This window comes from Kribbella sp. NPDC004875 (assembly GCF_042873375.1).
Lineage (GTDB): Bacteria > Actinomycetota > Actinomycetes > Propionibacteriales > Kribbellaceae > Kribbella.
This window is the reverse complement of sequence record NZ_JBIALI010000006.1, coordinates 263,685-289,379: the sequence shown is the minus strand read 5'-3', so window position 1 is coordinate 289,379 and position 25,695 is coordinate 263,685. Positions and strand designations below refer to the sequence as shown.

The 25,695-nt window shown below is 69.4% G+C and carries 27 protein-coding genes; 9 read left to right on the top strand and 18 right to left on the bottom strand.

The window, feature by feature from the left end:
* Positions 1-4: 4 nt before the first annotated feature.
* Positions 5-913 (bottom strand): EamA family transporter, encoded by a 909-nt coding sequence (locus ACFYRH_RS31825; RefSeq protein ID WP_387783058.1) that lies wholly within the window; start codon positions 911-913, stop codon positions 5-7.
* Between the two features lie 73 nt (positions 914-986).
* Between ACFYRH_RS31825 and ACFYRH_RS31820 the strand changes: the two genes are divergently transcribed.
* Positions 987-1,895 carry a LysR family transcriptional regulator gene (locus ACFYRH_RS31820; RefSeq protein WP_387783056.1) on the top strand — a complete coding sequence of 303 codons (909 nt, stop codon included), beginning with the start codon at positions 987-989 and terminating at the stop codon, positions 1,893-1,895.
* Between the two features lie 92 nt (positions 1,896-1,987).
* Complete coding sequence (locus tag ACFYRH_RS31815; protein WP_387783054.1) at positions 1,988-2,926, top strand: right-handed parallel beta-helix repeat-containing protein; 939 nt, start codon at positions 1,988-1,990, stop codon at positions 2,924-2,926.
* A gap of 56 nt (positions 2,927-2,982) precedes the next feature.
* On the opposite strand, the gene ACFYRH_RS31810 is transcribed toward ACFYRH_RS31815, so the two are convergent.
* Complete coding sequence (locus ACFYRH_RS31810; RefSeq protein ID WP_387783052.1) at positions 2,983-3,903, bottom strand: helix-turn-helix transcriptional regulator; 921 nt, start codon at positions 3,901-3,903, stop codon at positions 2,983-2,985.
* Between the two features lie 101 nt (positions 3,904-4,004).
* On the opposite strand from ACFYRH_RS31810, the gene ACFYRH_RS31805 reads away from it, so the two are divergent.
* A complete protein-coding gene (locus ACFYRH_RS31805) occupies positions 4,005-5,453 on the top strand; it encodes an MFS transporter (protein ID WP_387783050.1) in 1,449 nt (482 codons plus the stop codon).
* Here ACFYRH_RS31805 and ACFYRH_RS31800 read toward each other — a convergent pair.
* From ACFYRH_RS31800 to ACFYRH_RS31790, 3 genes are all read right to left on the bottom strand, one after another.
* On the bottom strand, positions 5,416-6,195 hold the full coding sequence (locus ACFYRH_RS31800) for a pentapeptide repeat-containing protein (RefSeq protein ID WP_387783048.1): 780 nt from the start codon (positions 6,193-6,195) through the stop codon (positions 5,416-5,418). The genes ACFYRH_RS31805 and ACFYRH_RS31800 overlap by 38 nt on opposite strands.
* Complete coding sequence (gene prfB, locus ACFYRH_RS31795) at positions 6,179-7,300, bottom strand: peptide chain release factor 2 (RefSeq protein ID WP_387783046.1); 1,122 nt, start codon at positions 7,298-7,300, stop codon at positions 6,179-6,181. Before prfB ends, ACFYRH_RS31800 begins: the two co-directional genes overlap by 17 nt.
* A 182-nt stretch (positions 7,301-7,482) precedes the next feature.
* Positions 7,483-8,091, bottom strand: coding sequence for a TetR/AcrR family transcriptional regulator (locus tag ACFYRH_RS31790; protein ID WP_387783044.1), 609 nt, complete (start codon positions 8,089-8,091; stop codon positions 7,483-7,485).
* Between the two features lie 69 nt (positions 8,092-8,160).
* Here ACFYRH_RS31790 and ACFYRH_RS31785 point away from each other — a divergent pair, with 69 nt between their 5' ends.
* Positions 8,161-8,961, top strand: a complete 801-nt coding sequence (locus tag ACFYRH_RS31785) for an SDR family oxidoreductase (RefSeq protein ID WP_387783042.1) — start codon at positions 8,161-8,163, stop codon at positions 8,959-8,961.
* 575 nt (positions 8,962-9,536) lie between these two features.
* Positions 9,537-9,713, top strand: coding sequence for a hypothetical protein (locus ACFYRH_RS31780; protein ID WP_387783040.1), 177 nt, complete (start codon positions 9,537-9,539; stop codon positions 9,711-9,713).
* 123 nt (positions 9,714-9,836) lie between these two features.
* Here the strand turns inward: ACFYRH_RS31780 and ACFYRH_RS31775 are convergent, their stop codons facing one another.
* The 10 genes from ACFYRH_RS31775 to ACFYRH_RS31730 form a co-directional block, all read right to left on the bottom strand.
* Entirely contained in the window at positions 9,837-10,280 is a 444-nt protein-coding gene (locus ACFYRH_RS31775; RefSeq protein WP_387783038.1) for a pilus assembly protein TadG-related protein, read from the bottom strand.
* Complete coding sequence (locus ACFYRH_RS31770) at positions 10,277-10,726, bottom strand: hypothetical protein (RefSeq protein ID WP_387783036.1); 450 nt, start codon at positions 10,724-10,726, stop codon at positions 10,277-10,279. The genes ACFYRH_RS31775 and ACFYRH_RS31770 overlap by 4 nt, the downstream gene beginning before the upstream one ends.
* Positions 10,723-11,109, bottom strand: coding sequence for a TadE/TadG family type IV pilus assembly protein (locus ACFYRH_RS31765; protein WP_387783034.1), 387 nt, complete (start codon positions 11,107-11,109; stop codon positions 10,723-10,725). The genes ACFYRH_RS31770 and ACFYRH_RS31765 overlap by 4 nt, the downstream gene beginning before the upstream one ends.
* Positions 11,110-11,307 carry a hypothetical protein gene (locus ACFYRH_RS31760; protein ID WP_387783032.1) on the bottom strand — a complete coding sequence of 66 codons (198 nt, stop codon included), beginning with the start codon at positions 11,305-11,307 and terminating at the stop codon, positions 11,110-11,112.
* Between the two features lie 14 nt (positions 11,308-11,321).
* A complete protein-coding gene (locus ACFYRH_RS31755; protein ID WP_387783030.1) occupies positions 11,322-12,260 on the bottom strand; it encodes a type II secretion system F family protein in 939 nt (312 codons plus the stop codon).
* The gene (locus ACFYRH_RS31750) at positions 12,257-13,117 is read right to left on the bottom strand and encodes a type II secretion system F family protein (protein WP_387783028.1); all 861 of its coding nucleotides are present in this window, start codon (positions 13,115-13,117) and stop codon (positions 12,257-12,259) included. Before ACFYRH_RS31750 ends, ACFYRH_RS31755 begins: the two co-directional genes overlap by 4 nt.
* The gene (locus ACFYRH_RS31745; RefSeq protein WP_387783026.1) at positions 13,117-14,394 is read right to left on the bottom strand and encodes a CpaF family protein; all 1,278 of its coding nucleotides are present in this window, start codon (positions 14,392-14,394) and stop codon (positions 13,117-13,119) included. The genes ACFYRH_RS31750 and ACFYRH_RS31745 overlap by 1 nt, the downstream gene beginning before the upstream one ends.
* A gap of 226 nt (positions 14,395-14,620) precedes the next feature.
* Positions 14,621-15,364: a GntR family transcriptional regulator gene (locus tag ACFYRH_RS31740; RefSeq protein ID WP_387783024.1), complete on the bottom strand. Its 744-nt coding sequence runs from the start codon at positions 15,362-15,364 to the stop codon at positions 14,621-14,623.
* A 66-nt stretch (positions 15,365-15,430) separates the two neighbouring features.
* On the bottom strand, positions 15,431-16,465 hold the full coding sequence (locus ACFYRH_RS31735) for a Gfo/Idh/MocA family oxidoreductase (RefSeq protein ID WP_387783022.1): 1,035 nt from the start codon (positions 16,463-16,465) through the stop codon (positions 15,431-15,433).
* 65 nt (positions 16,466-16,530) lie between these two features.
* Positions 16,531-17,244, bottom strand: coding sequence for a helix-turn-helix transcriptional regulator (locus tag ACFYRH_RS31730; RefSeq protein ID WP_387783020.1), 714 nt, complete (start codon positions 17,242-17,244; stop codon positions 16,531-16,533).
* A 72-nt stretch (positions 17,245-17,316) separates the two neighbouring features.
* Here ACFYRH_RS31730 and ACFYRH_RS31725 point away from each other — a divergent pair, with 72 nt between their 5' ends.
* From ACFYRH_RS31725 to ACFYRH_RS31715, 3 genes are all read left to right on the top strand, one after another.
* Positions 17,317-18,828, top strand: coding sequence for an FAD-dependent oxidoreductase (locus ACFYRH_RS31725; RefSeq protein ID WP_387783018.1), 1,512 nt, complete (start codon positions 17,317-17,319; stop codon positions 18,826-18,828).
* Positions 18,829-18,896: 68 nt separating this feature from the next.
* Complete coding sequence (locus tag ACFYRH_RS31720) at positions 18,897-20,045, top strand: phytanoyl-CoA dioxygenase family protein (protein WP_387783016.1); 1,149 nt, start codon at positions 18,897-18,899, stop codon at positions 20,043-20,045.
* A 183-nt stretch (positions 20,046-20,228) separates the two neighbouring features.
* The gene (locus ACFYRH_RS31715; RefSeq protein ID WP_387783014.1) at positions 20,229-21,230 is read left to right on the top strand and encodes a Gfo/Idh/MocA family protein; all 1,002 of its coding nucleotides are present in this window, start codon (positions 20,229-20,231) and stop codon (positions 21,228-21,230) included.
* Here ACFYRH_RS31715 and ACFYRH_RS31710 read toward each other — a convergent pair.
* Positions 21,185-21,928: a hypothetical protein gene (locus ACFYRH_RS31710; protein WP_387783012.1), complete on the bottom strand. Its 744-nt coding sequence runs from the start codon at positions 21,926-21,928 to the stop codon at positions 21,185-21,187. The genes ACFYRH_RS31715 and ACFYRH_RS31710 overlap by 46 nt on opposite strands.
* Before the next feature lie 76 nt (positions 21,929-22,004).
* On the opposite strand from ACFYRH_RS31710, the gene ACFYRH_RS31705 reads away from it, so the two are divergent.
* Positions 22,005-22,883, top strand: coding sequence for a LysR family transcriptional regulator (locus ACFYRH_RS31705; RefSeq protein WP_387783010.1), 879 nt, complete (start codon positions 22,005-22,007; stop codon positions 22,881-22,883).
* On the opposite strand, the gene ACFYRH_RS31700 is transcribed toward ACFYRH_RS31705, so the two are convergent.
* Complete coding sequence (locus ACFYRH_RS31700; protein ID WP_387783008.1) at positions 22,869-24,017, bottom strand: hypothetical protein; 1,149 nt, start codon at positions 24,015-24,017, stop codon at positions 22,869-22,871. The two genes, ACFYRH_RS31705 and ACFYRH_RS31700, sit on opposite strands and share 15 nt — an antisense overlap.
* Before the next feature lie 157 nt (positions 24,018-24,174).
* The gene (locus ACFYRH_RS31695; protein WP_387783006.1) at positions 24,175-25,674 is read right to left on the bottom strand and encodes a CoA-acylating methylmalonate-semialdehyde dehydrogenase; all 1,500 of its coding nucleotides are present in this window, start codon (positions 25,672-25,674) and stop codon (positions 24,175-24,177) included.
* Positions 25,675-25,695 lie beyond the last annotated feature (21 nt).

The following is a 25,695-nucleotide window of genomic DNA, read 5'->3' as shown; positions in this document are numbered from 1 at the left end:
TCACTCATCCTTGCGCATCGACCTTCACACGGCCGACTGCCGACGCTGCCGCGACTGGGGTACGGCGGCGGAGGATCGTGCACGCCATGCCCCCGATCACGAGCACCGCGGCGATCCCCTGCTGCAGTCCGACGGCCTCGCCCCGCAGTACCCAGGCCGCGGACATTCCGACGATCGGAACCAGCAGCGAGAACGGTGCGACGGTGCTGGCGTCGTACTGCCGGAGCAGATAGCCCCAGACGCCGAAGCCGAACAGGGTCGCCGCGAAAGCGAGGTACGCGATCGAGCCGACGCCGCTCAGCGTGATCCCCCGGAGCGCGTCGAGATCGGCACGCGGACCTTCGGTGAGCAGCGAGAGCACCAGCAGCGGTACGACGGCGACGGCGCTGACCCAGATCATGAAGCGCAACGTGTCCGCCGGCTTGGCGTACCGGGTGATCGTGTTCGACACGCCCCAGAAACCGCCCGCGACGATCACCAGCGCCAGCGCACCGACCGGCGCCGACAGCTTCTTGTCGAGGACGATCAGCACGATGCCGGCGCAGGCGATCAGGATCCCGATCAGCTGCGCCGGTCGCGGGCGCTCCCGCAGTACGGCGATCGCGAACAGGACCGTGAAGATGACCTGGCACTGCAGCACCAGCGAGGACAGCCCGGCCGGGACTCCGTGATCCATCGCGATGAACAGCAGGCCGAACTTCGCCACCCCGAGCGCGAGGCCGACGCCGACGACGTACCGCCAGGGCACCCGCGGTTTGCCGAGCAGGAAGATCGCGGGTACGGCGGCGAAGAAGAACCGCAGCGCGGACAGCAGGAGCGGTGGGACGCCTTCCAGACCGACCTCGATGACGACGAAGTTGATGCCCCAGACGACAACGACGGCGAGTGCGAGGAGCAGGTCACGAGGCTTCATGTGAGCCAGTGTCGGCGGCGGTACACTTAAGGACCAGCACCGATTACTACCGCTTTCGATGTAGGAGTGCTAAATGATCGACCTCGGTCGGCTCCGGGCGTTGCACGCGGTCGCGCAGCACGGTTCGGTGAACCGCGCGGCTGAGGTGCTCGGATACACGCCGTCCGCGGTGTCGCAGCAGCTGGCGAAACTGGAGCGCGAGACGCGGACGACGCTGGTCGAGCGGCAAGGACGCGGGATCGTGCTGACCGACGCGGCACAACAGCTCGCGGCCAGCGCTGCGCGGATCCTCGAGCTGGTCGAGGACGCCGAACTGACGCTCGAGGAGCAGCGCGGCCAGGCGATCGGGACGCTCAGCATCGCCGCGTTCCCGACGGCCGCCCGTGGATTGCTGCCGCCCGTGATCGCGCGGCTGATCGACGAGCAGGAGCGGCTCGACGTCCGGGTGACCGAGACCGACCCGTTCGAGGCCGTTGCCGCGGTCAACCGTGGCGAGATCGACATCGCGATCGTGCACGACTGGCACAACACCCCACTCAGCCTGCCGGAGGGCCTGTCACGGGTGAAGCTCGGGGTGGACCCGGCCGACGTCCTGGTACCGGCCACACACCGCCTGGCCGGCAAGGAGTTCGTCCGCGCGGAGGATCTCGTCGGCGAACGCTGGATCTGCCAGCCGGCCGGCTCGATCTGTCACGAGTGGCTGATCCGCACGATGCGCCGCGCGGGCGTCGAGCCCGAGGTCGCGTACTCGATCGCGGAGTACCAGACCCAGCTCGCGATGCTGGCCCGCGGGATCGGGGTCGGCCTGCTCCCCCGCCTCGGCCGCGGACCGGTCCCCGACGGCGTGGCCGTCGTACCGCTGGAGCCCGCGCCGAGCCGTCGCCTGTACGCCGTCTGGCGGACGACCACGTCCCGCCGCCCGGCGATCACCGTCACACTCGCCACCCTCAAGTCCGCCTGGCCGGACCGCCACACCGCGTGAGCCGTTGACAACACTCTGCGATCTCCTCTAGGTTTCCGTGAACTATTAGGAAACCTTCCTAATGATTCCCCGACGCCCCTCGGAGGAAGTCCATGATCCACTCGCTCCTGGCCGGCGCACTACTGGCCGTCTCCGCGCTGTCACCGGCCCCGTTGGCTGTCACCGAGGTCAGTACCTCCGCCGAACTGAAGGCAGCACTCACCGGCGCGAAGGCCGGTGACACGATCAAGCTTGCCGATGGCACCTATACCGGAAACTTCAAGACAACGGTTTCCGGCAGCTCCTCGCAGCCGATCACGCTGACCGGCTCCGCGAAGGCGATCCTCACCGCCGGTGGCGGCTACGGCCTGCACCTGAACGGGGCGTCGTACTGGACCGTCCGCGGGATCACCGTCACCGGCGGCCAGAAGGGCATCATGATCGACAGCGCCACCCACGTCACGATCGACGGCGTGACCGTGCACGGGCTGGACATGGAAGGCGTGCACTTCCGGAACAGCAGCACGTACGGCGTGATCAAGAACTCGCGCATCTACGACACCGGCAACGACGGTCGCGGAATGGGCGAGGGCGTGTACGTCGGCAGCGCGGGCGGCACCTCGGACAAGTCCGACCACGTGCAGATCATCGGCAACACGATCGGCCCGGACGTCGGCGGCGAGGCGGTCGACCTCAAGGAGGGCACCACCGGCGGCCTGGTCTCCGGCAACAGCTTCGACGGCCGCGGCCTGACCGGCGCGAACTTCGACGACAGCTGGGTCGATGTCAAGGGCAACGACTACGTGCTCGAGAACAACATCGGCAAGAACACCACGAACAACGGCTATGAGACGCACACCCAGCAGTCCGGCTGGGGCTGCGGGACGGTGTTCCGCGGCAACAAGTCCGACCTGACCGGTGCCACCGGGAGCGGCCGGTACGCGTTCAACATCACCAACTACAACGCGTCCAGCTGCCAGGTCACGATCGACAGCAGCAACACGATGACCGGCGGCAAAGCGCTCACCAATCCGGGCATCCCGGTCACCTGAGACTCCCCGGCCGCCCTGCCCGGCGGCCGGGGCCCCGGCCCGGCTGGACCGCCCCGTCAGCCGGGCCGCACGGCTGCCGCCACCCCGGAGGTTCCGGTCAGCTGCCGGAGCTTTGCTTCGGTCTCCTCGTCGGCGGCCGTATAGACGGTCGCCCGGAGCTGGCCGAGCTGCGACAGCCACAGGTTGACGGGCTCGATCCGCAGGACGCCGGCGGTCGCGTTCTCCAGGAGCTTGATCCGGGTGCTCGGCGCGGCCACCTCATACCGTTCCCAGAGCTCCGCGAACAGCTCGGAGCCGGCCAGCAGCCGCGCGACGAGATCCTGCCAGGCGGGTTCGCCGACATGATCGGCCATCGCGGCGCGGAAGCCGGCGACCATGTGCAGCTTCATCGACTCCGACTCGACGAAGCTGCACCGCCACTCCCGCGACACGAACGTCGCCCAGAGCATGTTGCGCTCCTCCAGCGGGATCTCGCGCAGGTCGAGCACCACCCGGCAGTACGCCTCGTTGAACGCGAGGATGTCGTACCGCGCGTTCAGCACCAGCGCCGGGTACGGCGTCACCGCGTCGAGCGTCCTCTGCACCGACGCCGGAAGCACCGTGCACTCGGCGCGCGTCGGACCGAGTTGCAGCCCGGCCAGCGTGAAGAGGTGGTTGCGCTCCTGGCGATCGAGCCGCAACGTGTCGGCGACCGCGTCGAGCACCTGCGCGGACACGTTGATGTCGCGGCCCTGCTCGAGCCACGTGTACCAGGTGACGCCGACTCCCGCGAGCAGCGCGACCTCCTCACGGCGCAGTCCCGGCGTACGCCGGCGGCCGCCCGGCGCGAAGCCGGCTTCTTCCGGCCGGATTCGTTCTCGCCGGCTGCGCAGGAACATGCCCAGCTCGTGCTGCCGTTGTCCCTTGTCGCCGACGCTCCGGCGGGCAGGGCTCGCGGGCCGTGGCGAAGTGTCGGTGGCGGCTGGGACAGTGGTCATGGTTCCATCATGGGCACGGATCGATCCTGGTGCCAGGTGCTGCGAGTAATAGGATAACCAGGCTCTCACCACCAGGCTCGAAGTGCGCACAGGCTGGTCGCATGACAGACCAGCTCCAAGCCGCCACCACTCCGGTCGCCGCCCGGCCGCAGGCCGCCGCGCCGCTGCTGGGGCCGGTGGCCTTGACCACCTTGCTCTTCGGCGCCTTCCTGCCGATGCTCTCGTTCTTCATCATCAACGTCGCCCTGCCCGCGATCGGGTCCGACCTGCACGCCAGTTCCGGTGAGCTCCAGCTCGTCGTCGGCAGCTACGGCATCGCGAACGCCACCCTCCTGGTGGTCGGCGGGCGTCTCGGTGACGGTTTCGGCCGCAAACGCCTGTTCCTGATCGGTCTGACCGGCTTCACCGTGATGTCCCTGATCTGCGCGATCGCCCCGACGATCGGCGTACTGCTGGCCGCGCGGGTCGTCCAGGGCGCGGCTGCCGCGGCGATGACCCCGCAGGTCCTGGCGTCGATCTCCGCGCTGCTCACCGGCGAGCACCGCGCCCGCGCGATGGCCATGTTCGGTGTCGCGGGCGGCGCCGCCGCGGCGCTCGGTCAGATCCTGGGCGGGATCCTGGTCGAGGCCGACGTCTTCGGCCTCGGCTGGCGGTCCGTGTTCCTGGTCAACGTCCCGGTCGGCCTGCTGGCCCTCGCGGCCGCCCTTCGGTTGCTGCCGGAAACCCGCGCCGACCGGGCGCAGCGGGTCGACCTGATCGGCGCCGCACTGCTCGCGCTGACGCTCGTTCTGCTGCTCCTGCCGCTCACCGAGGGCCGTCCGCTGGGCTGGCCGCTGTGGACCTGGCTCTGCCTCGCGGCGACCGTGCCGGCCGTCGCCGTCCTCGGCGTGCACCAGCACCGGTCCGAGCGTTCCGGCCGGCATCCGCTGATCCCGCCGACCGTACTGCGCCTGCGCGCGATGCGGATCGGCCTCCTGCTGGCGGTCGCGTTCTTCACCACCTTCGGCGGCTTCATGTTCGTCTTCGCGCTCGCGACGCAGGGCGAGGCCCACATGTCCCCACTGGAAGGCGGTCTGAGCCTGCTCCCGATGGCCGTGGGCTTCCTGATCACCTCGATCTACGGCCCCCGGTTGCAGATCCGGTACGGCGCCGGCCTGATCGTGCGCGGCTGGATCATCCAGGCCGTCGGGTACGCCGCGCTGGCCGCCGTGGGTCTGACGATCTGGCCGGATGTAGACCCGTGGCGGCTGGCAATTCCGATGCTGATCGCGGGCTTCGGGTCCGGGCTGGTGATGGTGCCGCTGATCGGCGTCGTACTCAGCCAGGTACCGCCGGCGCAGGCCGGACTGGGTAGCGGGATCCTGCTGACCAGCCAACAGACCTGTCTCGCTCTAGGCGCGGCCACGGTCGGCACGGCGTACCTGTCGCTGGTCGGTACCAGCTGGGGTCACGGCAAGGCCATGGCAGTTGTCGCTCTCGCGATCACCGCGATCTCATTGCTGATGACGCCGGTCACGCACCAGCTGCGGACCAGTGGGCGGGGCGCGTGACCGCCTTCGGGAGTCTGGTGGCGTGATCGCCGCGCGCGGCGTTGACCTGAGCCTGGGTGAGGAACAGTGCACCCGTCAGGTCGGCGCCGCGCAGATCGGCGTCCCGTAGGTCGGCGCCGATCAGGTCCGCCTGGCGGAGGTCGGCCTGGCGGAGGTCGGCACCGATGAGGTACGCGCCGCGGAGATTCGCCTTGGCCAGGTCAGCGCCGCGCAGACGCGCCCCGATCAGGTCGGCGCCGCGGCGTTCCTTCTTCTTGGGTTGCTTGCCGCGGACGTGCCGGCTGGTCGCGAGCAGCAGTTCGTTGACGACCGCCCGCTCGGCCATCACGTCGACGGTGGCGAGGTCCGGCGTACGGCTGACTGCCTCGACGCGGTCGATCGCGGGCTGAACGTCCTCGTTGAGTTCAAGGGCTTCCGTCAGGTACCAGAGCAGTTCGTGGAGCTGGCGGAGGATCGGGAGGGCGGCGAACATCTCCCGGCCGTCCTGCTCCCGCCAACTGGCACCCGCGCGCCGCGAGATCTCCTGGCCGGCGCCGAAACAGTCGTAGACCGTGCAGCCCGGGAAACCCTTGGCGCGCAGCTTGGTGTGGATCGTGCAGCGGAAGTCGTCGTCGAGGTTCGGGCAGGCTTCGCCGGCGGACTTGTCGATCGCGAAGTCCGCCGACCTGCTGAAGGTCAGCGCGACGCAGCACAGGCCGAAGCAGTGAGCGCAGTCGGCCTTCAGGTCAGTTCTGCTCGGCAACCGTCTGGCCGGTGCGGCGCCAGCGGATGCCGGCCTCGATGAACTCGTCGATCTCACCGTCGAACACACCCGACGTGTTCCCGGACTCGTACTGCGTCCGCAGGTCCTTCACCATCTGGTACGGGTGCAGCACGTAGGAGCGCATCTGGTCGCCCCAGGAACCGGCGACGTCACCGCGCAGCGCGTCCAGCTGGGCCCGCTCCTCGGCCTTCTTCAGCGCGAGCAGCTTGGCCTTCAGGATGACCATCGCGCTCGCCTTGTTCTGCAGCTGGGACTTCTCGTTCTGGCAGGAGACCACGGTCCCGGTCGGGATGTGCGTGATCCGGACCGCGGAGTCGGTGGTGTTGACGCTCTGCCCACCCGGACCGGACGACCGGTACACGTCGATCCGCAGCTCTTCTTCCGGTACGTCGATCTCGTCGGTCTGCTCGAGCACCGGGACCACCTCGACCGCGGCGAACGACGTCTGCCGGCGGCCCTGGTTGTCGAAGGGCGAGATCCGGACCAGCCGGTGCGTGCCCGACTCGACACTCAGCGTGCCGTACGCGTACGGCGCCTTGACCGCGAACGTGGTCGACTTGATCCCGGCCTCTTCGGCGTACGACGTGTCGTAGACCTCGGTCGGGTAGCCGTGCCGTTCGGCGTACCGCAGGTACATCCGCTGCAGCATCTCGGCGAAGTCCGCGGCGTCGACACCGCCCGCGCCGGAACGGATCGTCACCAGCGCCTCGCGCTCGTCGTACTCACCCGACAGCAGGGTGCGGACCTCGAGGGACTGGATCGCCTTGGCGACCGAACCCAGCTCCTTCTCCGCCTCGGCCAGGCTGTCCGCGTCGTTCTCCTCGCGGCCCAGCTCGACCAGCACGCCGAGGTCGTCGAGCCGGCTGCGCAGGTTCGTCACCCGCTCCACGTCGGCCTGCAGACTGGACAGCCGCGACGTCACCTTCTGCGCGTTCGCCTGGTCGTCCCAGAGATCGGGCGCAGCGACCTGCTCGCCGAGCTCGGCGATCTCCTTGCGCAGCGCAGGGAGATCCAGCACTTTCTCGATCGAGGTCATCGTCGCGTCGAGCTGTTTCAGCTCCGCGTCAAAATCCAGTCCAGCCACAACTAAGCAGCTTAGCTTAGAGGGTGGCTGGGGGTCCTGCGCCGTAGCGAGCAGGTGCTCGGCGGAGTGCCTCGGCGAGCTGGAGCGAAGGGGTCGATGTGGTTTCATCGTTCCCTTCGCTCCAGCTCGTCGAGGTGCCCGCCGAGTGCCGCGCAGTAGGCGCAGGACCCCCAGCCACCCTCTTAAAGTCCACGACGAAGAACGGCGAAGACTTGGGTGATCGCCTGCTCGAGCTCGGTTTGGGCTTGGGCGAGCTCGTCGGGCGTCGCGTCGTCGGGCAGAACGGTCATCAGGCGTTCCTCGAGCACCTTCTGCGCGGCGGCGTACAGGGCGGCGGTCAGGCGGTTGCGGAGATGGTCCGGCGAGCGCTCGTCCAGGGCCTCGGTGAGCGAGGTCTCCAGCTCGTCGGCCGTCAGGCGACGCCGCGCGAGCAGCGCCGGGCTGCCTTCGATCGTGCGCACGAACTGCTTCCACGTCGCCAGATGACCGACCTCGAGCCGCTCCCGCGTCACCGCCAGGTACTGCGCTTCCAGCACATCCACCGGATCCGCACCCGGCGGTGCCTCCCGGATCGCCCGCGCCGGCCCTCGCCACCAGCCCGACTCGTCGAAGAACAGATCCTCCTTCGCCGGGAAGTGGTTGAACACCGTCTGTACGGCGACATCGGCCGCCCGGGCCACCTCGGCGACGGTCACCGCGTCGAAGCCGCGCTCGAGGAACAGGTTCGTGGCCACGTCCGAGATGGCCTGCCGCGTCTGCTGCTTCTTGCGCTCCCGCCGCCCGATCTCCATTGCCACACCGTAGAGCATCTGCTTTACTGATTCCATTCTTGTAGTCACTACATTTTTGGAGCACATCCAATGACGATTCTCGTCTCCGGCGGCCGCGGCGCGATCGCCCGCGCCGTCGCCGCCGGCCTGACCGCGGCCGGCCAGGACGTCCGCGTCGCCAGCCGCGAACCCTCCGCACTCCGCACCGCCGTCGTCTACGACCCGGCCGACCCGGCGCCGGCGCTCGACGGCGTCACCCAGGTCTTCCTGTACTCCGACGCACGGTCCGCACCCGCCTTCGTCGCCGCGGCCGAGGCAGCCGGGGTCAAGCAGGTCGTGCTGTTGTCGTCGCTGTCATCGCTCGGTGGTCCCGAAGACCCGCACGCGAAAGCCGAGCAGGTGATCGCGAACGCGTCGTACGCGACGACTCGGCTGCAGCCCGGGGCGTTCATGAGCAACGCGAAGTACCGGGCGCATCAGGTCCGCGCGACGGGTCAGATCCGGCTGCCGTACCTCGACGCCGAGGAGGCGCCGATCCACGAGCTCGACATCGCCGACGCGGCACTCCGGGTCCTCCTCGACGGCCCGGGCAACGGGCACGACGGTCGCGGCTATCCGTTGACCGGCCCGGAGTCGATGACGCGTCGGCGCCAGATCGAGCAGATCACCGAGGTCACCGGCGTACCGATCGAAGCCGTCGACCTCACCCCGGACGAGGCCCGCGCCGAGATGGGCCTGCGCGACGAAGGCCAACGCGAGACCCTCCTCGCCTACTGGGCTTCCCGTGTCGGCACCCCGGCCCCGATCGAGCCCGGCGTGGAACTCCTCACCGGCCACACCGGCCGCCCCTTCACCACCTGGCTGACCGACAACCCCACCCTCTTCACGTAACCCCCCGGTCCCGCGCCAGCCCGCCCCGACCCTCACCGAGGCTCGCCGAGGGTCGCCGCGGCTCGCCGCCCCACGCCGGTCCCCGCTACCAACCGGGACCCTGAACACCTACCGGTTACTGAGCACCAGCAATAACCCGTGCCCAGTCACCAGTGCCTGTGCCCAGACCCCACGACCACCCCCGTGAACGGCAGTCCCTCCACGGAGCGATCCCCACAAACCACCCCACCGTCAGAGCACCCAACTGACGGAGCACCCACCCCGCGACACACCCGCCGCACGAGCACCCACCCCGCGACACACCCACCGCACGAGCACCCACCCCGCGACACACCCACCGCACGAGCACCCGCCCGCCGGCGCACCGGCAGGAGGAGTACCTGCAGGCGGCACCGGCTCTTGGCGGCTCGGCGCACCGCGCCGACTTCGGAGCCCGAACACACCTCCTGGTCGGTGAGCACAAGCAATAACCTCTCCACACCCACCACGACCTGTTCCCAGTCCCGGCGCATGTTCGCGCGCCCGGTGCCCCGGGCGGGTGCCGGTGTGCTGAGCGGGTTCCGAGCGTGCCGAGCGTGGCCCAGGGTGCTGGTGGCGGTGCGGTGGCGGCGATGCAGGTGTTCGGCTCAACTGCCGCGGTCCAGCACGGAGGTACGGCGGAGAGTCCAGCGCGCAGGTACGGCGCACGGGTCCAGCGCGTCGGCGCCGCGTGGGAGCAGCGCGTGGGGGCGCCGCGTGAAGGCGCCGCGTGAAGGCGCCGCGTGAAGGCGCCGCGTGAAGGCGGCGCGTGAAGGCGGCGCGGGGGTCTGGGTGGGTACGGCGGGATGTCGCGGGGGTGGTGCGTTGCGTCGGCGGTGCCGTGGTTGGGGGTCGGGTCAGCGGATGGGGACGATGGCGGCTGATTCGGACTGTACGTCGGCCGTGGTGGGGAAGCCGGGGGGTGAGAACGGGAGGTCGGCGATGGAGGTGAGGTGGACGGTGACCGTGGTGCCTTCGACGTCGACCGACCAGTCGAGCGCGTCGAATCTGTTGCTTGCGGCAACTTGGTTCAGGTAGTCCGCGGTGAGTTGCCGCGCCTGCTCGGGATCGATCGCGGCGTTACCTCCCGAGCCGGGCTGCGCGTAGACGGCGGCGAGACCGTTGGCGGCCGCGAGGACCGCGCCGTCAGCGGTGGCGTCCAGGTCGCGACGGACCAGGAACGCCTTGGAGATGTCGGTGACCACCACGACCATCAGCAGGATCACCACCATGAACCCGATGATCAGCACGGTCATCTGCCCGTCCTCACCACGCCGACGTCCCCAGCGTGACTCGCTCATCCGTTGCCCTTGGCCTGGCGGTAGTCGCCGTAGGCCTCGGTGTGGGAGGCGCTGATGTTGATCGCGGGCGGCTCGCCGCCGAGAGCGTCGGGGATCAGCGGCAGCCGCACCTTCGTGTCGAGAGTGACGGTCACGGTCGAGCCGGGCTGCAGGCAGGCCGGGTCGCAGCTGATGGTGAGTTCGTCGGTGCTGAGGTCCATCCCCTGGTCCTGCATCGCCAGCTTCGCGGCCTCGAACGCGCGCGCCCGGGCCTGGTCCTCGGACATCCCGTCCGGCACGATGACAAAGGCTCGCCCGGCCGCGCGGGTCGCCGCGGTCGCGCCGTACGACGCCCGCTGGACGTCGAAGACGCCGAGCATCATGTAGACCAGCGGGACCATCAGCAGGATCGCCAGCCAGGAGAACTCCACGACGGCGCTACCGCGCTCGTCCCGGCGGCGCTTCACTCGCCGGTCTCCTTCACGGCATGCCCCTCGACGGAGAACGAGATCCCCGGACCCCACAGCCCGAGCGGCGGCATGTGGGCGTGTACGGCGACCTCGACGCCGGGCTGCCCGTCGATGTCGGTCTCCGACGACGACACCGAGTCGATCAACTGGTCGGTGACCACGCCGCGCAGCAACTCCCGGGTGCGTGCCTCGCCGTCGGCCGGTGCCCGGTTCAGCACGGCCGCGTAGTGCGCTCCCTCGGAGGCGGCGGCGGTCAGGGTGTTGCGCACGTACAGGAGCAGGCCGACCTGGAGGATGCCGAGGAACAGCGGCACCAGGATCGTCGAGACCAGGACGAAGTCGACAACGGCCGATCCCCGCTCGTCACGGGCTCGCGGCATCTACTTGTTGGAGACCGACGACAGCGCGCTCTTCAGCATGTCGACCAGCTGATCCTTGGCGAGCGTCCAGATCGCGACGACCAGGCCGGCCGTCATCACGGTGATCAGCACCCAGCCGGGGACGTCGCCGCGCTCGGTCCGTGCCGGACGTGGCTTCAGCAGCAACGTCAGGTACAACCTCGTCAGGTACAGGGACATGACCTCTCCTCAGTTCATCCGGCGATCAGCCGGATTCCGACAGCGCCGGGGTAGAAGGCGAACGCGATGGTCACCGGCAGGACCAGGAAGATCACCGGGACCATCATGGCGACCTCGCGACGCGCCCCGGACTCGATCAGTTCGCGGCGCCCCGCTTCGCGGATGTCGCCGGCCTGCGCCCGCAGGACGTCGGCCAGTGGCGTACCGCGTTCCAGCGCCACCGCCAGCCCGTCCGCGAAGCGCGAGAGCGCCAGCAATCCGGTGCGGTCCGCGAGCGCGTCGAGCGCGCGGACCAGCGTTTCTCCCGCCCTGGTCTCCGCCAGGACTCGTTTGAGTTCGTCCGCCAGCTCACCGCGGCAGGCGCGCGTGACCCGGTCCAGCGCGGACGCTGGGCCTTCACCTGCCGCGACCGACAGCGCCAGCAACTCCGCCACGGTCGGCAGTTCCGCGAGCAGCCGGCGTTCACGACGGCGTACCTGCGAGGTCAGATAGGTGTCGCGGCCGAGGACTCCGAGAACGCCGAGCACACCGCAGAACACGAGCAACCCGACCGGGTTGCCGAGGCCGAAGGCGACCGAGACGATCGAGATCACCAGACCGCCACCGAACGCGAGCGTGCCCCACAGCAGCTGCTCGATCCGGAACTCCTCGACCGTCCGGTCCATGCCCGCGCGCTGCAGCCGGCGGCGGATCGTGTTCGCCCCGCCGAGGATCCGCTCCAGCCGTTGCGCGGCCGAGCGCAGCGACGGCCCGAACAGCCGCAGGATCGCGTAGAACGGCGACCGCGAGTCCACCACGCCGACGAACACGTCCGGTGCGCCGAGATCCCGCAGGTACGGCGAGATGCGCTCGTCGACCGTCGGTTTCCGCAGGAACGGCAACCGCAGTACGACGATCAGCAGGCCGGCCCCGAGCAGCGCGCCGAGGAAACCACCGACCAGGAACGGGTTCATCGCAGCACCCGCTCCGGCTCGGGGAGCCGGCCGATCCGCAGCATCAACCGGTACGCGATCACGCAGAGGATCGCGCCGGCGCCGATGATCACCGCGCCCATCGGCGAGTTGTACCGCTGGATCACGTCGCCCTGGAAGGACAGCAACGCCAGCACCAGCCACGGCGCCGCGACCGCGACCCGGGCACCGTTGACCGACCAGGACTGCCGGGACTCGAGCTCGGATCTGGTCCGCGCGTCGTCGCGCAGGAACGTCGACAGCGAGCGCAGCAGCCGGCCGAGGTCTCCACCACCGACCTCGCGCGCGATCCGCAGCGCCTCGACCACGCGGTCGCCGACCGGGTCGGCCAGCCGCGCCTTCAACCGGTCCAGCGACTCGGCGAACCGGCCGGTCGACGCGTAGTCGGCACCGAACCGGCGGAACGGCTCCCGCAACGGCAACGGCCCACGTTCACCGACCTGGGCCAAGGCCTCGGACAACGACAGCCCTGCACGGACCGCCGACGCGACGTTGTCCACCACGTCCGGCCAGAGCTCACGGAACTCGGCCAGCCGCCGCCGAGCCCGCGCCCGCACCAGCGCGATCGGCATCCAGCCCGCCATCAGCCCGAAGACCAGTCCGACCGGCAGCGCCTGTGACACCAGGAACATCAGCAGGAAGCCGGCCACGCCGGTGAGCACGCAGGCTCCGATGAACGCGCCGGGCGTCAGGCCCTCGATACCCGCGCCCGCGAGCAGTTCACGACTCTTCCCGCGCAGCCATCCGTCGGAGTCCGTCGTGGCCTCGGACGGCGCCACGAACGTCGCGATGATCAGCAGCACGCCGATCCCGAAGAACATCCCGATCAGCAGACCCATCAGCCGTTCCCCCGCGGCAACTCGGTGAGCAGCCCGGCCACGTTGTACCCGGCCTGCTGGAACCGCTCCGGATGCGGCAGGTGCCCCTCGGCGCGGCGAAGGTACCCGTCGTAGGTCCCGAACAGTGTCTCGGTCTCGATCGCCTGCTCCTCGACCCGCCCGGTGACCGCCACGACCTCGCGGACCCGCCGGTGCCCGTCGGCGGCGATCCCGAGGTGTACGACGATGTCGACGCAGCCGGCCACGGTCGGCAGCACGAACCGGGAGCCGATGTTCTCACCGGCCAGCAGCGGCAGCGTGCACATCTTGGTCAGCGCCTCGCGGGCCGAGTTGGCGTGGATCGTGCACATGCCGGGGAGGCCGCTGTTGAGCGCCAGCAGCAGGTCGAGGCACTCCTCGCCGCGCACCTCGCCGACGATCACCCGGGACGGCCGCATCCGCAGCGATTCCTTGACCAGGTCGCGCAGCCGCACCTCACCGGTGCCCTCCAGACCGGCCTGGCGGGTCTGCATCGACACCCAGTCGGGGATCGGCAGCTTGATCTCGAAGACCTCTTCGCAGCTGATCACCCGCTCGCTGCCGGGGATCGAACCGGCCAGCGCGTTCAGCATCGTGGTCTTGCCGGCCTGCGTGCCGCCGGAGACCAGGACATTGAGGCCGACGGCAACGGATGCCTCCAGCACCGCGGCCGCGTGCGGCGTCAGGGACCCGAGCTGAACCAGGTCACTGAGCCGGGTCGCGCGGACGGTGAACTTGCGGATGTTGATCGCCGCGTACCGCTGCGTGATGCCGCCGAGCACGATGTGCACGCGGCTGCCGTCCGGCAGCCGGGCGTCGGTGAACGGCTGCGAGACGTCGATCCGGCGGCCGGTGGTCTTCAGCATCCGCTCGACCAGGTCGGCTACCTCCTCCTCGGTCAGCACCGTGGTGGTCAGCTCGTGCCGGCCCTCGCGGGCGATGAACACCCGGCTCGGCTCGTTGATCCAGATCTCCTCGACGGAAGGGTCGTCGAGGTAGCGCTGCAGCGGACCGAAACCGGCCACCCGGTCGTGCACCTCGCGGCTGACCGCTTCCAGGTCACCGATCGGCGGTACGACGCCGGTCAGGCTGCGCTCGTCGTACTCCCGGACGACGACCGCGACGATCGCGTTCACGGCGGCGGGATCGCGGAGCGGGTCGATACCTTCGCGGCGGACGACGTCACGGACCTGGGCATCGATCAGCTCGATGGCACCGTCCCAACCCGAGCGGTGCGCGTCGAGTCTGTCCGCTGTCATCGATCTCCCCGTGTGTGTCCCGTCTGGCGACCCTGCGGTCACCATGCGCGACCATCCTTTCAACTCCTGCGCACCCGACGCCACTCGTGGTGGCTGCCCTGTGGACAACCGTGACAAGCCGATGGCTCACTCACCGTATCCGTCGGTTCACGAGGCGGTCCAGAAAATTGCAGGTTGTTGCAATTCCGCAAGTAACCCGAGCTGGTTGCCCGGGGCACCCAGGACGCTAGCGGTGGACCAGGGTGTGTTCGAACGAGTAGCGGCTGGCGCGGTAGAGGTGAGAGCCGTACTCGACGGGCTGGCCGTGGTCGTCGTACGTGATGCGGGTGATCGCGAGGAGTGGTGAGCCCGGCTCCTCCGCCAGCAGGCGGGCGTGGTCCGGGCTGGCCGGGATGGCGGAGATGGTCTGGTGTGCCACCTTCAGCCGGACGCCCTCGGCCCGGAGCAGCTCGTAGAGTCCGCGCTCGGCCAGTGTCGTCGGGTCGGTCTCCAGGATCTCGGGTGGCAGCCAGTTACGCATCAGGGCGAGCGGCTCACCGTCCGCACGCCGGAGCCGCTCCAGACGCAGTACCCGGTCACCCTGTTCGCACTGCAGCGCGGAGGCTACCTCTGCGCCGGCGGGCGAGACACCGAAGCGCAGTACGTCGGTCTGCGGCTTCCGGTGCGCCGCGGTCAGGTCGTCGTACAGACTGGTCAGTTCGAGCGAGCGGCGTACCTGGCCGGAGTTGCCGACCACCTGGGTGCCCACGCCGCGCTTGCGGACCAGCAGGCCCTGGTCGACGAGTCGCGCGATCGCCTGGCGGACGGTCGGCCGGCTCAGCCCGTACGCCTCGGCCAGGTCGACCTCGTTGCTCAGCCGGGACCCGACCGGCAGTTCGCCGCCCTGGATGGCCGCCTCCAGCTGCTGCGCCAGCTGCACGTGCAACGGCGTACGGCTGTTCCGATCAACCTGGACCTGGACGGTGCTCATGGGCACATCCTGAGGGCTGGACCGGCTTCCGTCGACCCACCAACCGGATTTGATCACAGGTACGCCTTATCGGACGTCCTCGACCCGCACTGGCCGGTGCTCCTCGTACGACGCCATTGCGGCCAGCGCGACCTGCAGTGCCTTCCGCGCATCCTGACCAGTCACCGGCGGTACGCCGTTCGTTCGGACGACGTCGACGAAGTCGGTGAGCTCCTGCACGTAGGCGTCGTGGAACATCTCCTCGTCACTCCGCAGCGTCTGCTGGTGCAACCCGTTCGCGGTGTAGTGCACCAGCGCACTGCTCGCCAGCTGTCCGGCCTCGACCATCCCTTCGCTGCCGAACACCTCACCGCGCACGTCGTACCCGTAGTACGACGAGAAGTTCGCCTCCGCTGTCGCGATCGCACCGTTGTCGAAGGTGATCACCACGACCGCGGTGTCGAGCAGACCGCGCTCCTTGTAGTCCGGTGCGACCAGAGCGTCCGCAGTCGTGTAGACCTCGACCGGACGGGCACCCGGGTTCAGCCAGAGCAGCGTGTCGAAGTCGTGGATCAACGTCTCCCGGAAGATCGTCCACTGCGGAATCCGATCGGCGTAGCGCAAGCCCCAAGGCCCGCCGGGGTCACGCGTGATCGACCGCACCAGTCGCGGCGTACCGATCCCACCGTCCTGGATCACCTGCTGCGCCGCGGCAAAGTCCCTGGCGAACCGCCGGTTGAAGCCGACCTGGAATGGGACGCCGGCGCGCTCGGTGGCATCGATCGCCCGGTCCATCTCCGCCAATGTCAGCGACGCCGGCTTCTCGCACCAGACCGCTTTGCCCGCCTCCGCCGCCCGCACGATCAGTTCCGAGTGCGCGATCGCGAGCGACGTGATCAGCACGCCGTCGATCCCGGGATCCTTCAGCAGCTCGTCGACGTCCGGCGTCGCCGCGCCGTACCGGGCCGCAAGCCGGACGGCCGCCTCGGGCCGGGTGTCGGCGACCGCCGCCAGCTCGGCGCCCGGCACGTGCCGGGCGAGGTTCCCGGCATGCATCGTGCCGATCCGGCCGGCCCCGATCAGTCCCAGCCGCACCACCGGCAGCCCATGGTCAGTGCGCATCGACAAACCCCTTCGACAGTAGGAACACCATGCCCGAGCTCATGGTCCGAGCGACTACTCACGACCTAGACCCGACTGGTACGCCGGTACTCCGACGGCGACTGGCCGGTCTGGCTACTGAACACCCTGCTCAAATAGAACGCGCTGCGGTAGCCCGTCTGCTCCGCGATCACCCGCAAGGTGCTGTCAGTCTCGGTCAGCAACTCACGCGCTTTGTGCAACCTCAGATCGCGAAGATAAGCGACCGGAGTGACACCATGGACGGCTCGGAAGCGGCGGGACAGCTGCGACGGGCTGATACCGAGCTCAGCGGCCACCTGCCCCAGTGACAGACCTGGCGACGTGCAGTGCTCGTCGAGGTACGTCGTCGCGCTCTGGACCAACCGATCTCGCGGGGACCGAGTGCGGGCGCGGAGCAGCATCAGAACGAGGTCCGTCACGACATGGGTCGCGATCGGCGCGGTGGCGGTCTCGAGCAGCGCGAGGTTGCCACGCAGCCGATCGCGGTCGGGAAGCCGGGTACCGCCGGTTGGTGGCGCCAGCTCCGTGGTGAAGCGGGCGTGGAAGAACGAGGTCCCGGTGCGCATCCGGCGGTGCAGAGTGCCCGCGGGTGGACAGACGACGATGTCGCCGAACCTGGCGGTGCCGTGCCGCTCACCGACCCGGTAGTCGAAGGCGCCGCTGATCGGAAGCAGGAGACACCAGGTGTCATAGGTGTCGTACGCGAGGGCGAACTGGAGCCGGTGCGGCGCGACTAAGTAGCCGTCCAACTCGAGCATGGCAAAAAAGTATATGTCGACACTGACAACCGCTATGTCCTGAGGCATGACACACCCAGCAGAGTGCATGCCATGGTCGATGTCTGTGTGTACGGCGGAACCGCGGCGGGCTGTGTCGCGGCGGTGACCGCACAGCAAGAAGGCGCCTCGGTGGTCCTCGTGGAGCCGAGTCGGTGGCTCGGCGGAATGCTGAGCGCGGGGATCAAGCCGGCGCAGGACTGCCCGCTCCCGGCGGCTACCGGTGGTCTGACACGCGACGCGGTCTTCGGCTTCGCCCAGCAGCCACACAACGCGTTCTACGAGTGGGTGACCGCAGCCGGCGTCGAGGTGATCTTCGAACGCCGGGTGCGTTCGGTGCAGCGCACCGGCAACCACATCACGTCGCTGCAACTCGAGACCTCACCACCAGACCAATGGGGCGTACCGCTGCCGGCCGCCGCCGCCGTCCTCGCCCAGGAGATCCAAGCGAAGGTCTTCATCGACGCGTCGTACGAAGGCGACCTGATGGCGCACGCCGGCGTCCCTTACCGCACCGGACGCGAATCGCAGGCAGCCTTCGGAGAAGACGTCGCGGGCGTGCAGCCGGTCACGAACTGGACCCCGATCGATCCGTACGTCGTCCCAGGCGACAGCACCAGCGGACTGCTGCCGCACGTCGAGGAGGATCACGGACTGGCGCTCGGTGCGGCCGATGACTACACGCAGGCCTACAACTACCGCTTCTACGTGACCACCGACCCAGACCGCCGCGCCGAGCTCACCCCGCCTGACAACTACTCCCCTGCCGACTACGAGCTGGTACGCCGCTACATCGCCCACCTCGGCGCCCAAGACCTGACCGGCATCTTCCCCGGTTGGCTCAACTCCGGCGAGTACAACTACCAGCGGGCCTCTCTGGTCACCAACGCTCCACTCGGCCTGAGCCGCGCGTACCAGGACGGCAACTGGGACGATCGCTCGCGCATCTGGCGTCAGCACCTCGACTACCTCCGCGGGCTCCACCACTTCCTGTCCACCCACCCGGACGTACCAGCGGACTTCCGCGCGGAGACGGCGGCGTACGGACTCGACAAGAGCGTGTTCCCGGACACCGATGGCTGGCCGCCGCAGCTTTACATCCGGGTGTGCCGACGACTGGCCGGGCAGTACACGATCACCCATGCAGACGTGATCAACCGGACCGAACCGTCGGACAGCGTCGGTCTGGCCCTCTTCGGCGTCGACGTCTATCCGGTACGTCGAATCGCCCGCCGCAACGCATCAGGTCAGCCGGGCGTCGCCACCGAAGGAGACATGTTCATCGGCGGCCATCTGGGCACCGGCCGGCCCTATCCGGTCCCGTACCGAGCCATCACCCCGCTGCAGAGCGACTGCGGAAACCTCCTCGTCCCGGTCTGCCTCTCCGCCACCCACATCGGGTACGCCGCGACGCGGATGGAGCCGGTCTTCTGCGTACTCGCGGAGTCGGCCGCAGTGGCCGCGGTGCAGTCGCTGCGCGCGCAGAACGACGTACAGGAGGTGGACGTCGACAAGCTGCAGGACCGGCTGGTCGACCGTGGGCAGGTGCTCAGCTGGGCAGGTTGAACAGGTGCAGGTTGCTCAGGTCTCAGCAGGACTCCAATCTGGAACTGTCCACCGAGAGGAGCCATCCCATGTGGCTGAACCCCGCCGACGTCCGGCTCGACGACCTGCTGACCGTCCTCAAGGACCGGACCGAGCCCACCGACTACCCGACCGCCACCACGATCGAGCAGCAGGTCCCGGTGTACGACGCAGCCCGGGCGCGCACCGCCGTACCCCGGGACCTGCAGGCCGAGTTCGTCCGGGCCTTCGCCGACGGTCCCGGGATCCTGGTCCTGAAAGGTGCCTTTAGCAACGACGTGGTCGACGCCGCGACCGCCGCCTTCCAGCGGATGATCGCGGAGCAGCACCGCTCCGGTGTCGCGGCCGGCGACCACTTCGCGAGACCGGGCGCGAACGACCGGGTCTGGAACGCCCTCGAGAAACTCGCGGTCGACGCGCCCGAGGTGTTCGTGGCGTACTACGCGAACGATCTGCTCGCGCTCGTGTCCGCGGCCTGGCTCGGACCGGCGTACCAGGTCACCTCGCAGGTGAACGTGGTGAATCCCGGCGGCGAGGGGCAGACGGCGCACCGGGACTACCACCTGGGGTTCCAGTCGGACGAGGTGGCGGCGCAGTACCCCGAGCATGTGCATCGGCTGTCGCCCGTGCTGACGCTGCAGGGGGCGGTCGCTCACTGCGACATGCCGGTGGAGTCCGGGCCGACGCTGTACCTGCCGCACTCGCAGAAGTACAGCCTGGGCTACCTCGCCTATCGCCGGCCGGAGTTCCAGGCGTATTTCGTCGAGAACCACGTGCAACTGCCGCTCGAGAAGGGCGACGCGGTGTTCTTCAACCCGGCGCTGTTCCACGCCGCCGGGAGCAACCGCTCGGCCGGCATCCTGCGGATGGCGAACCTGCTGCAGGTCTCCTCGGCGTTCGGCCGTGCGATGGAGAGCATCGACCGGGCGCGGATGATCGAAGCCGTCTATCCCGTACTCCGCGACCTCGCCGATCCGGCCGCCGTCGAGAACGTGATCGCGGCGACGGCCGAGGGGTACGCGTTCCCGACCAACCTGGACCGCGACCAGCCGATCGACGGTCTCGCACCGCGGACCCAGGCGGACCTCGTGCGGCTCGCGGTCACCGGGCAATGGGGTCCGGACCAGTTGCACCAGGCCCTCATCAGGCACGGCGAGCGACGACGGACCCACGACGATGGCGACGCTGGGGACGCGTGAACGTTCGGTGAACGGCGTCCGGATCACGGGCAGCCGCTGTCGGGCCTGTGGGGTCGTCAGGCAGGATGGCGCGTTCGCCGTCGGAACGGGCAGCTACCCTTACCGGCGGAAACACGCCCCTTGGACGAACCGCCGCACCGGATCCACCCAGGATCCGCACGGCCGACCCTCGAAGGAGAAGGCATGGAACCGCTGCGGATCGGTGTCCTCGGTGCCGCCCGGATCTCCGGACGCGCGATCGTGGAACCGGCCAGGCTGACCGGCGCCCGGCTGGTCGCCGTCGCCGCCCGGGACACCGGACGGGCCGAGGCCTTCGCCGCCGAGCACGGGGTCGAACGGGTCCATGCGTCGTACCAGGACCTGATCGACGATCCCGAGATCGAAGCCGTCTACAACCCGCTGGCCAACGGCCTGCACGCACCGTGGAACCTGCGGGCACTTGCCGCCGGCAAGCATGTGCTGACCGAGAAGCCGTCGGCCAGCAACGCCACCGAGGCCGCCGCGGTGCGGGACGCCGTGCACGCGTCCGGCCTGGTCTTCATGGAGGCGTTCCACTACGCGTACCACCCGGTGATGCGCCGGCTGCAGGAGCTGGTCGCGAAGGGTGAGCTCGGCGACCTCCAGCACGTCGAGGCGACGATGGTGATGCCACCGCCGCCGGACGAGGACCCGCGCTGGTCGCTGCCGCTCGCCGGGGGCGCCGTGATGGACGTCGGTTGTTACGCCCTGCACGCGCAGCGGATGTTCGGGCAGTACGCCGGTGGCGCTCCGAAGCTGATCGGTGCGCGGGCCGGCGAGCGCAAGCGGATGCCGGGCGTGGACGAGTGGCTGAACGCCGACCTCGAGTTCCCGTGCGGCGCGACCGGCGCGGTGCGGACCAGTATGGCCGCCGAGAACGTCGAGTTCAGCCTGAAGGTGGTGGGCAGCCGCGGCGAGGCGTTCGCACCGTTCTACGTGCTGCCGCAGAACGACGACCAGGTGACCGTCACGACCAAGGAGGACACCTGGGTCGAGCACCTCGGCACGCGGACGTCGTACACGTATCAGCTGGAGGCGTTCGCCGGCGCGATCCGCAACGGCTCGCCGGTGCTGACCGACGTCGACGACGCGCTGGCCACGATGGAACTCATCGACGCCTGCTACGTCGCCGCCGGCCTGACCCCGCGCCCGGTCTCGACGATCTGACCCTGCCGACCGGCGGCCGCGTGCGCGAACGCCTGCACGAACGGGTGCGGACGCGCGCCGTCGCCGGCCAACTCGGGCTGGAACAGCGTGGCCAGGAAGAACGGGTGCTCGGGGAGCTCCGCGATGCGGGGGTCGCCCGCGTCGTCGTACCCGCTGAACACCATGCCATGATCGCGCAGCAGGTCCAGCCGGCTGCTGTCCAGGCCGTAGGAGCAGTGGTACCGCTCCATCGAGCGTTCACTGCCGAGCAGCGCGGCCGCAAGGGTGCCGGGCGTCACCTGGATCGCGCCTTCGTGCCCGTCGAGTGAGCACTGCAGCGGCACGATCAGCAGGTCGTCCGCATCCGGCGTCGTCTCGCCGTGCTGTACGTCGCCCGCGCCGCAGACGTCACGGGCGAACTCGAGCATCGCGTGCTGGAACCCCGCACACGTGCCGAGGAACGGGATGCCGCGCTCGCGGGCGATCCGGATTGCCGTGATCGCGCCGGCCTCGCTGCGGTACGGGCTGCCGGGCAGCAACCAGATCCCGTCGAAGCCGTCGAGTGCGTCGTCGACGTCCGCGGTCGGGACCCAGTAGACGTCGAGTTCGAGCTGGTCACGTTCTTCGAGCCGGGCCAGCAGACCGGGGATCCGCGCGTGCGAGCGAACGTGCGGCGAGCGGTCACCGACCAGGGCGAGGCGTCCGGAGTAGGCGTTCATGGGTCAATCCTCGGCCGGAGGTCCGCATCAGCGCCAACGATGATCTCTGCATCCTGGATCAGAGATACTGATGCCCGTGGAACCGCACCTGTTGAGGACGTTCGTCACCGTCGCCGACTGCGGATCGTTCTCCGCGGCGGCCGAGCAGCTCGGCTACACCCAGTCCGCCGTCTCGCAGCACATCGCCGCCCTGGAGAGCGACCTCGGTACGCCGCTCCTCCACCGGCGCCCCGTGGCGCCGACAGCGTCGGGCGAGCGCCTGCTCGAACACGCCGGCCCGATCCTGCTCCGCCTCGAGGCGGCCCGCGCCGATGTCCGTCGTACCGTCGCCGGGCCACCGAGCGTGCTCGCCCTGGCCGCCGCACCGCTGGCGGCGGACCGCCTGGCGACCGCACTGGTCGCGGTACGTCGATCGCACCCGGGCACCGAGGTCTCGTTGACAGTGTGTGGTCGTGAGCAGGTGGTCGAGGCGGTGGCGACCGGCGAGTTCGCGCTCGGGCTGGTCGACGGGATCGCGGCGCCGAGCGATCCGCTGCGGCTCTCGGACGCCGTCCGGCTGCGGACGAGCCCGATCGCGCACGACGACCTGGTAGTGGCCCTCCCCAACGATCATCCGCTCGCGCACCGCCGCGGTCTGTCCCTCGACGACCTCACGGACGCGCGATGGATCGACGCGCCCGATGCCGCCGTACCGCTCGCTTCGCTGCGAGCCGCGACCAGGGCGGGAGGTCTCCGTCCAGCGCTCACTTGCAGCGGTACGGATGTCCACACTTTGCTCGCGCTGGTCGCGGCAGGGCACGGCCTCGCGGTGTTGCCGCAGTCGATCGGTGCTCCGGGCGTCACCGGCGTTCCGCTGACTGCGCCGCGGCTGGTGCATCGGATCGAGCTCCTGCACGGTCTCCTGTCCGAGCCGGCAGCCGCGGCGTTGGCCGCCGTACTGTCAGATCGCGAGTAGGTCCTCCAGGGCCTGCCGGGTCAGCGGCCGGTCGAGTACGCCGACGGCTTCGCGCTCGGCGAAGTCAGCGTGGTCGGGATCCTCGGGGTCGACGGCTTCGCAGATCGAGTTGTACGTCCAGTTCAGCCAGCCCGTCACTCCGACGCCGAACGAGGAGAGGTCCAGCTTGGGCCACTCGCGCTGCTCGGCGTACCCCTCGCGGAATGCCGCCATCGCCTTCGGGTTGATCGACGGACGCAGTACCCACTGTGTCAGGCCGGAGCCCAGTTCGAGCTCGGGCGTCAGCGCGCCGGCGAAGTCCCACTCCATCACGACCAGCTCGCCGTCGCGGCTCTGCCGGACGTGGGTCGAGATCAGGTTGCGGTTGCACAGGCTCAACCGGCCGGGCACGTCGGGCTCGATCGTGTGCAGGTCGAGGAAGGTCGGCAGGAGCGCGTCCAGCCGTTCAGCCCACGGCTTGCCGGCGGCGCGCGCACGATCACGCAACCGGTACCAGTCGGCCTCGGTATGCCGCTGCGTGAGATACCAGTGCATCGGTTCGTCGCTCGGGAGCTCCAACGCGTGCAGCATCCCGTACGTCGCTCCTGCGCGCCGGGCCACCGCGATGGACACCGGAAGCGCCGGCTCAGGTCCCACCTCGAGCCACTCGTGGACGCGCCAGTTCGCGCCCTGGACCGACTCGATGAACCGTCCGCCTGGGCTCCGCACACCGACCGGTGCCCGCACGCCGGCGGCGACCGCTGCGTCGCGGAGGCTGGCGCCGAGTTCTGCCTGGTCGTTGGTGATCCAGTCGAACACCGTGACCGCCAGCCAGCGGCCGCGGTCGGTCTTCAGGTCCCAGCACCGGCCCATCGCGGTGAACTTCACGGCCTTCGGCGGGGCGACCGCGGCACCGAGACCGAACGCCGCGGCCAGCGCCTCCGCGAGTCCGTCGGGTGCGGCCGGCGGGACGGCGGCCCGGCGCTCGACCTCGGCCTTCAACGCCGGCCAGTCCCGCAATCCGTACTCACCGGCCAACGCCCGCTGCGCCTCCGCCAGCGAGGCCTCCGGCCTGGTCTCCCGCAGTACGGCCAGCAGGTCCTTGGCTTCCTTGCGCAGGAACTCGATCGTCGGCCGATCCGGCAGCAGCTTCATGACGCGTCCTCTCCGGCCCGGACTCGCACGGGCAGGCAGAGAGTGAAACGTGAGGTGGCTTCCAGCCTTCCGGCGAGTCTCGACGCGTCCTCACGACGCCCTCAGAAGTTACCTCAGGAGGCAGCCCGGACGGAAGCGGCGCGCCTCCCAGGATGCGTCAGTCGTGGGTGGGGAAGCCGAGGTTGATGCCGCCGTGCGACGGGTCCAGCCAGCGGGACGTGACGACCTTGCCGCGGGTGAAGAAGTGCACCCCTTCGGTGCCATGGGCGTGCGTGTCACCGAACAGCGAGTTCTTCCAGCCGCCGAACGAGTAGTACGCCATCGGGACCGGAATCGGCACGTTGATGCCGACCATCCCGACCTCGACCTCGTTCTGGAACCGCCGCGCCGCGCCGCCGTCGTTGGTGAAGATCGCCGTACCGTTGCCGTACGGGTTGGAGTTCACCAGGTCGAGCGCCGCGTCGTACGACGCCGTTCGGAGGACGGACAGCACCGGGCCGAAGATCTCGTCGGTGTAGATCGACATCTCCGGCGTCACCTTGTCGAACAACGTCGGGCCGAGCCAGAACCCGTCCTCGCCGCCGTCGAAGTCGCCTTCCCGTCCGTCGACGACCAGGTCCGCGCCTTCCTCGACGCCCGCGGCGACGTACCCGGCGACCTTGTCGCGGTGCTGGCCGGTGACAAGCGGACCCATGTCGCAGCCGCGGGTCCCGTCGCCGGTCCGCAGTTTGCCCATCCGCTCCTTGATCTTGGCGATCAGTTCGTCCGCGATCGGCTCGACCGCGACCAGGGCGGAGATCGCCATACAGCGCTCACCGGCCGAGCCGAAGCCGGCGTTCACCGCGGCGTCGGCGGCCAGGTCCAGGTCCGCGTCCGGCAGCACGATCATGTGGTTCTTCGCGCCGCCGAGGGCCTGCACCCGCTTGCCGTTCCTGGTGCCGTTCTCGTAGACATAGCGAGCGATCGGTGTCGACCCGACGAACGAGACCGACTTGATGTCGGGGTGCTCGAGCAGCCGGTCGACCGCCTCCTTGTCGCCGTGCACGACGTTCACCACGCCGTCCGGCAGGCCGGCCTCCTTCCACAGCTCGGCCATCGCGTTCGCCGCCGACGGGTCCTTCTCGGACGGCTTGATCACCACGCTGTTGCCACAGGCAACGGCGATCGGGACGAACCACATCGGCACCATGGCCGGGAAGTTGAACGGCGAGATCACCGCGCAGACGCCGAGCGGCTGGCGGATCGAGTACACGTCGACCTTGGTCGAGACGCCCTCGCTGTAGCCGCCCTTGAGCAGCTGCGGGATGCCGCAGGCGAACTCGATCACCTCGAGCCCGCGGGTCACCTCGCCGAGCGCGTCGGACAGCACCTTGCCGTGTTCGGCGGTGATGATCGCCGCGATCCGTTCCTTGTCCCGGTTCACCAGCTCGCGGTACGCGAACAGCACCTGGGCACGCTTGGTCAGCGACGTCTGCGCCCAGCTCCGGGACGCCTCGTGGGCGACCTTGACCACCTCGTCGACGGTGGCCGCCGAGGCGAGGTCGAGCTCGCCGGTGACCGCCCCCGTCGCCGGGTTGTAGACGTTGCTGGTCCGCTCGGCCACGCCGGTCCACGGGCTGCCACCGACGAGGTGGGTGATGCGCTTGATCTCAGTCACGTTGCTTCCTCACTGCACGGG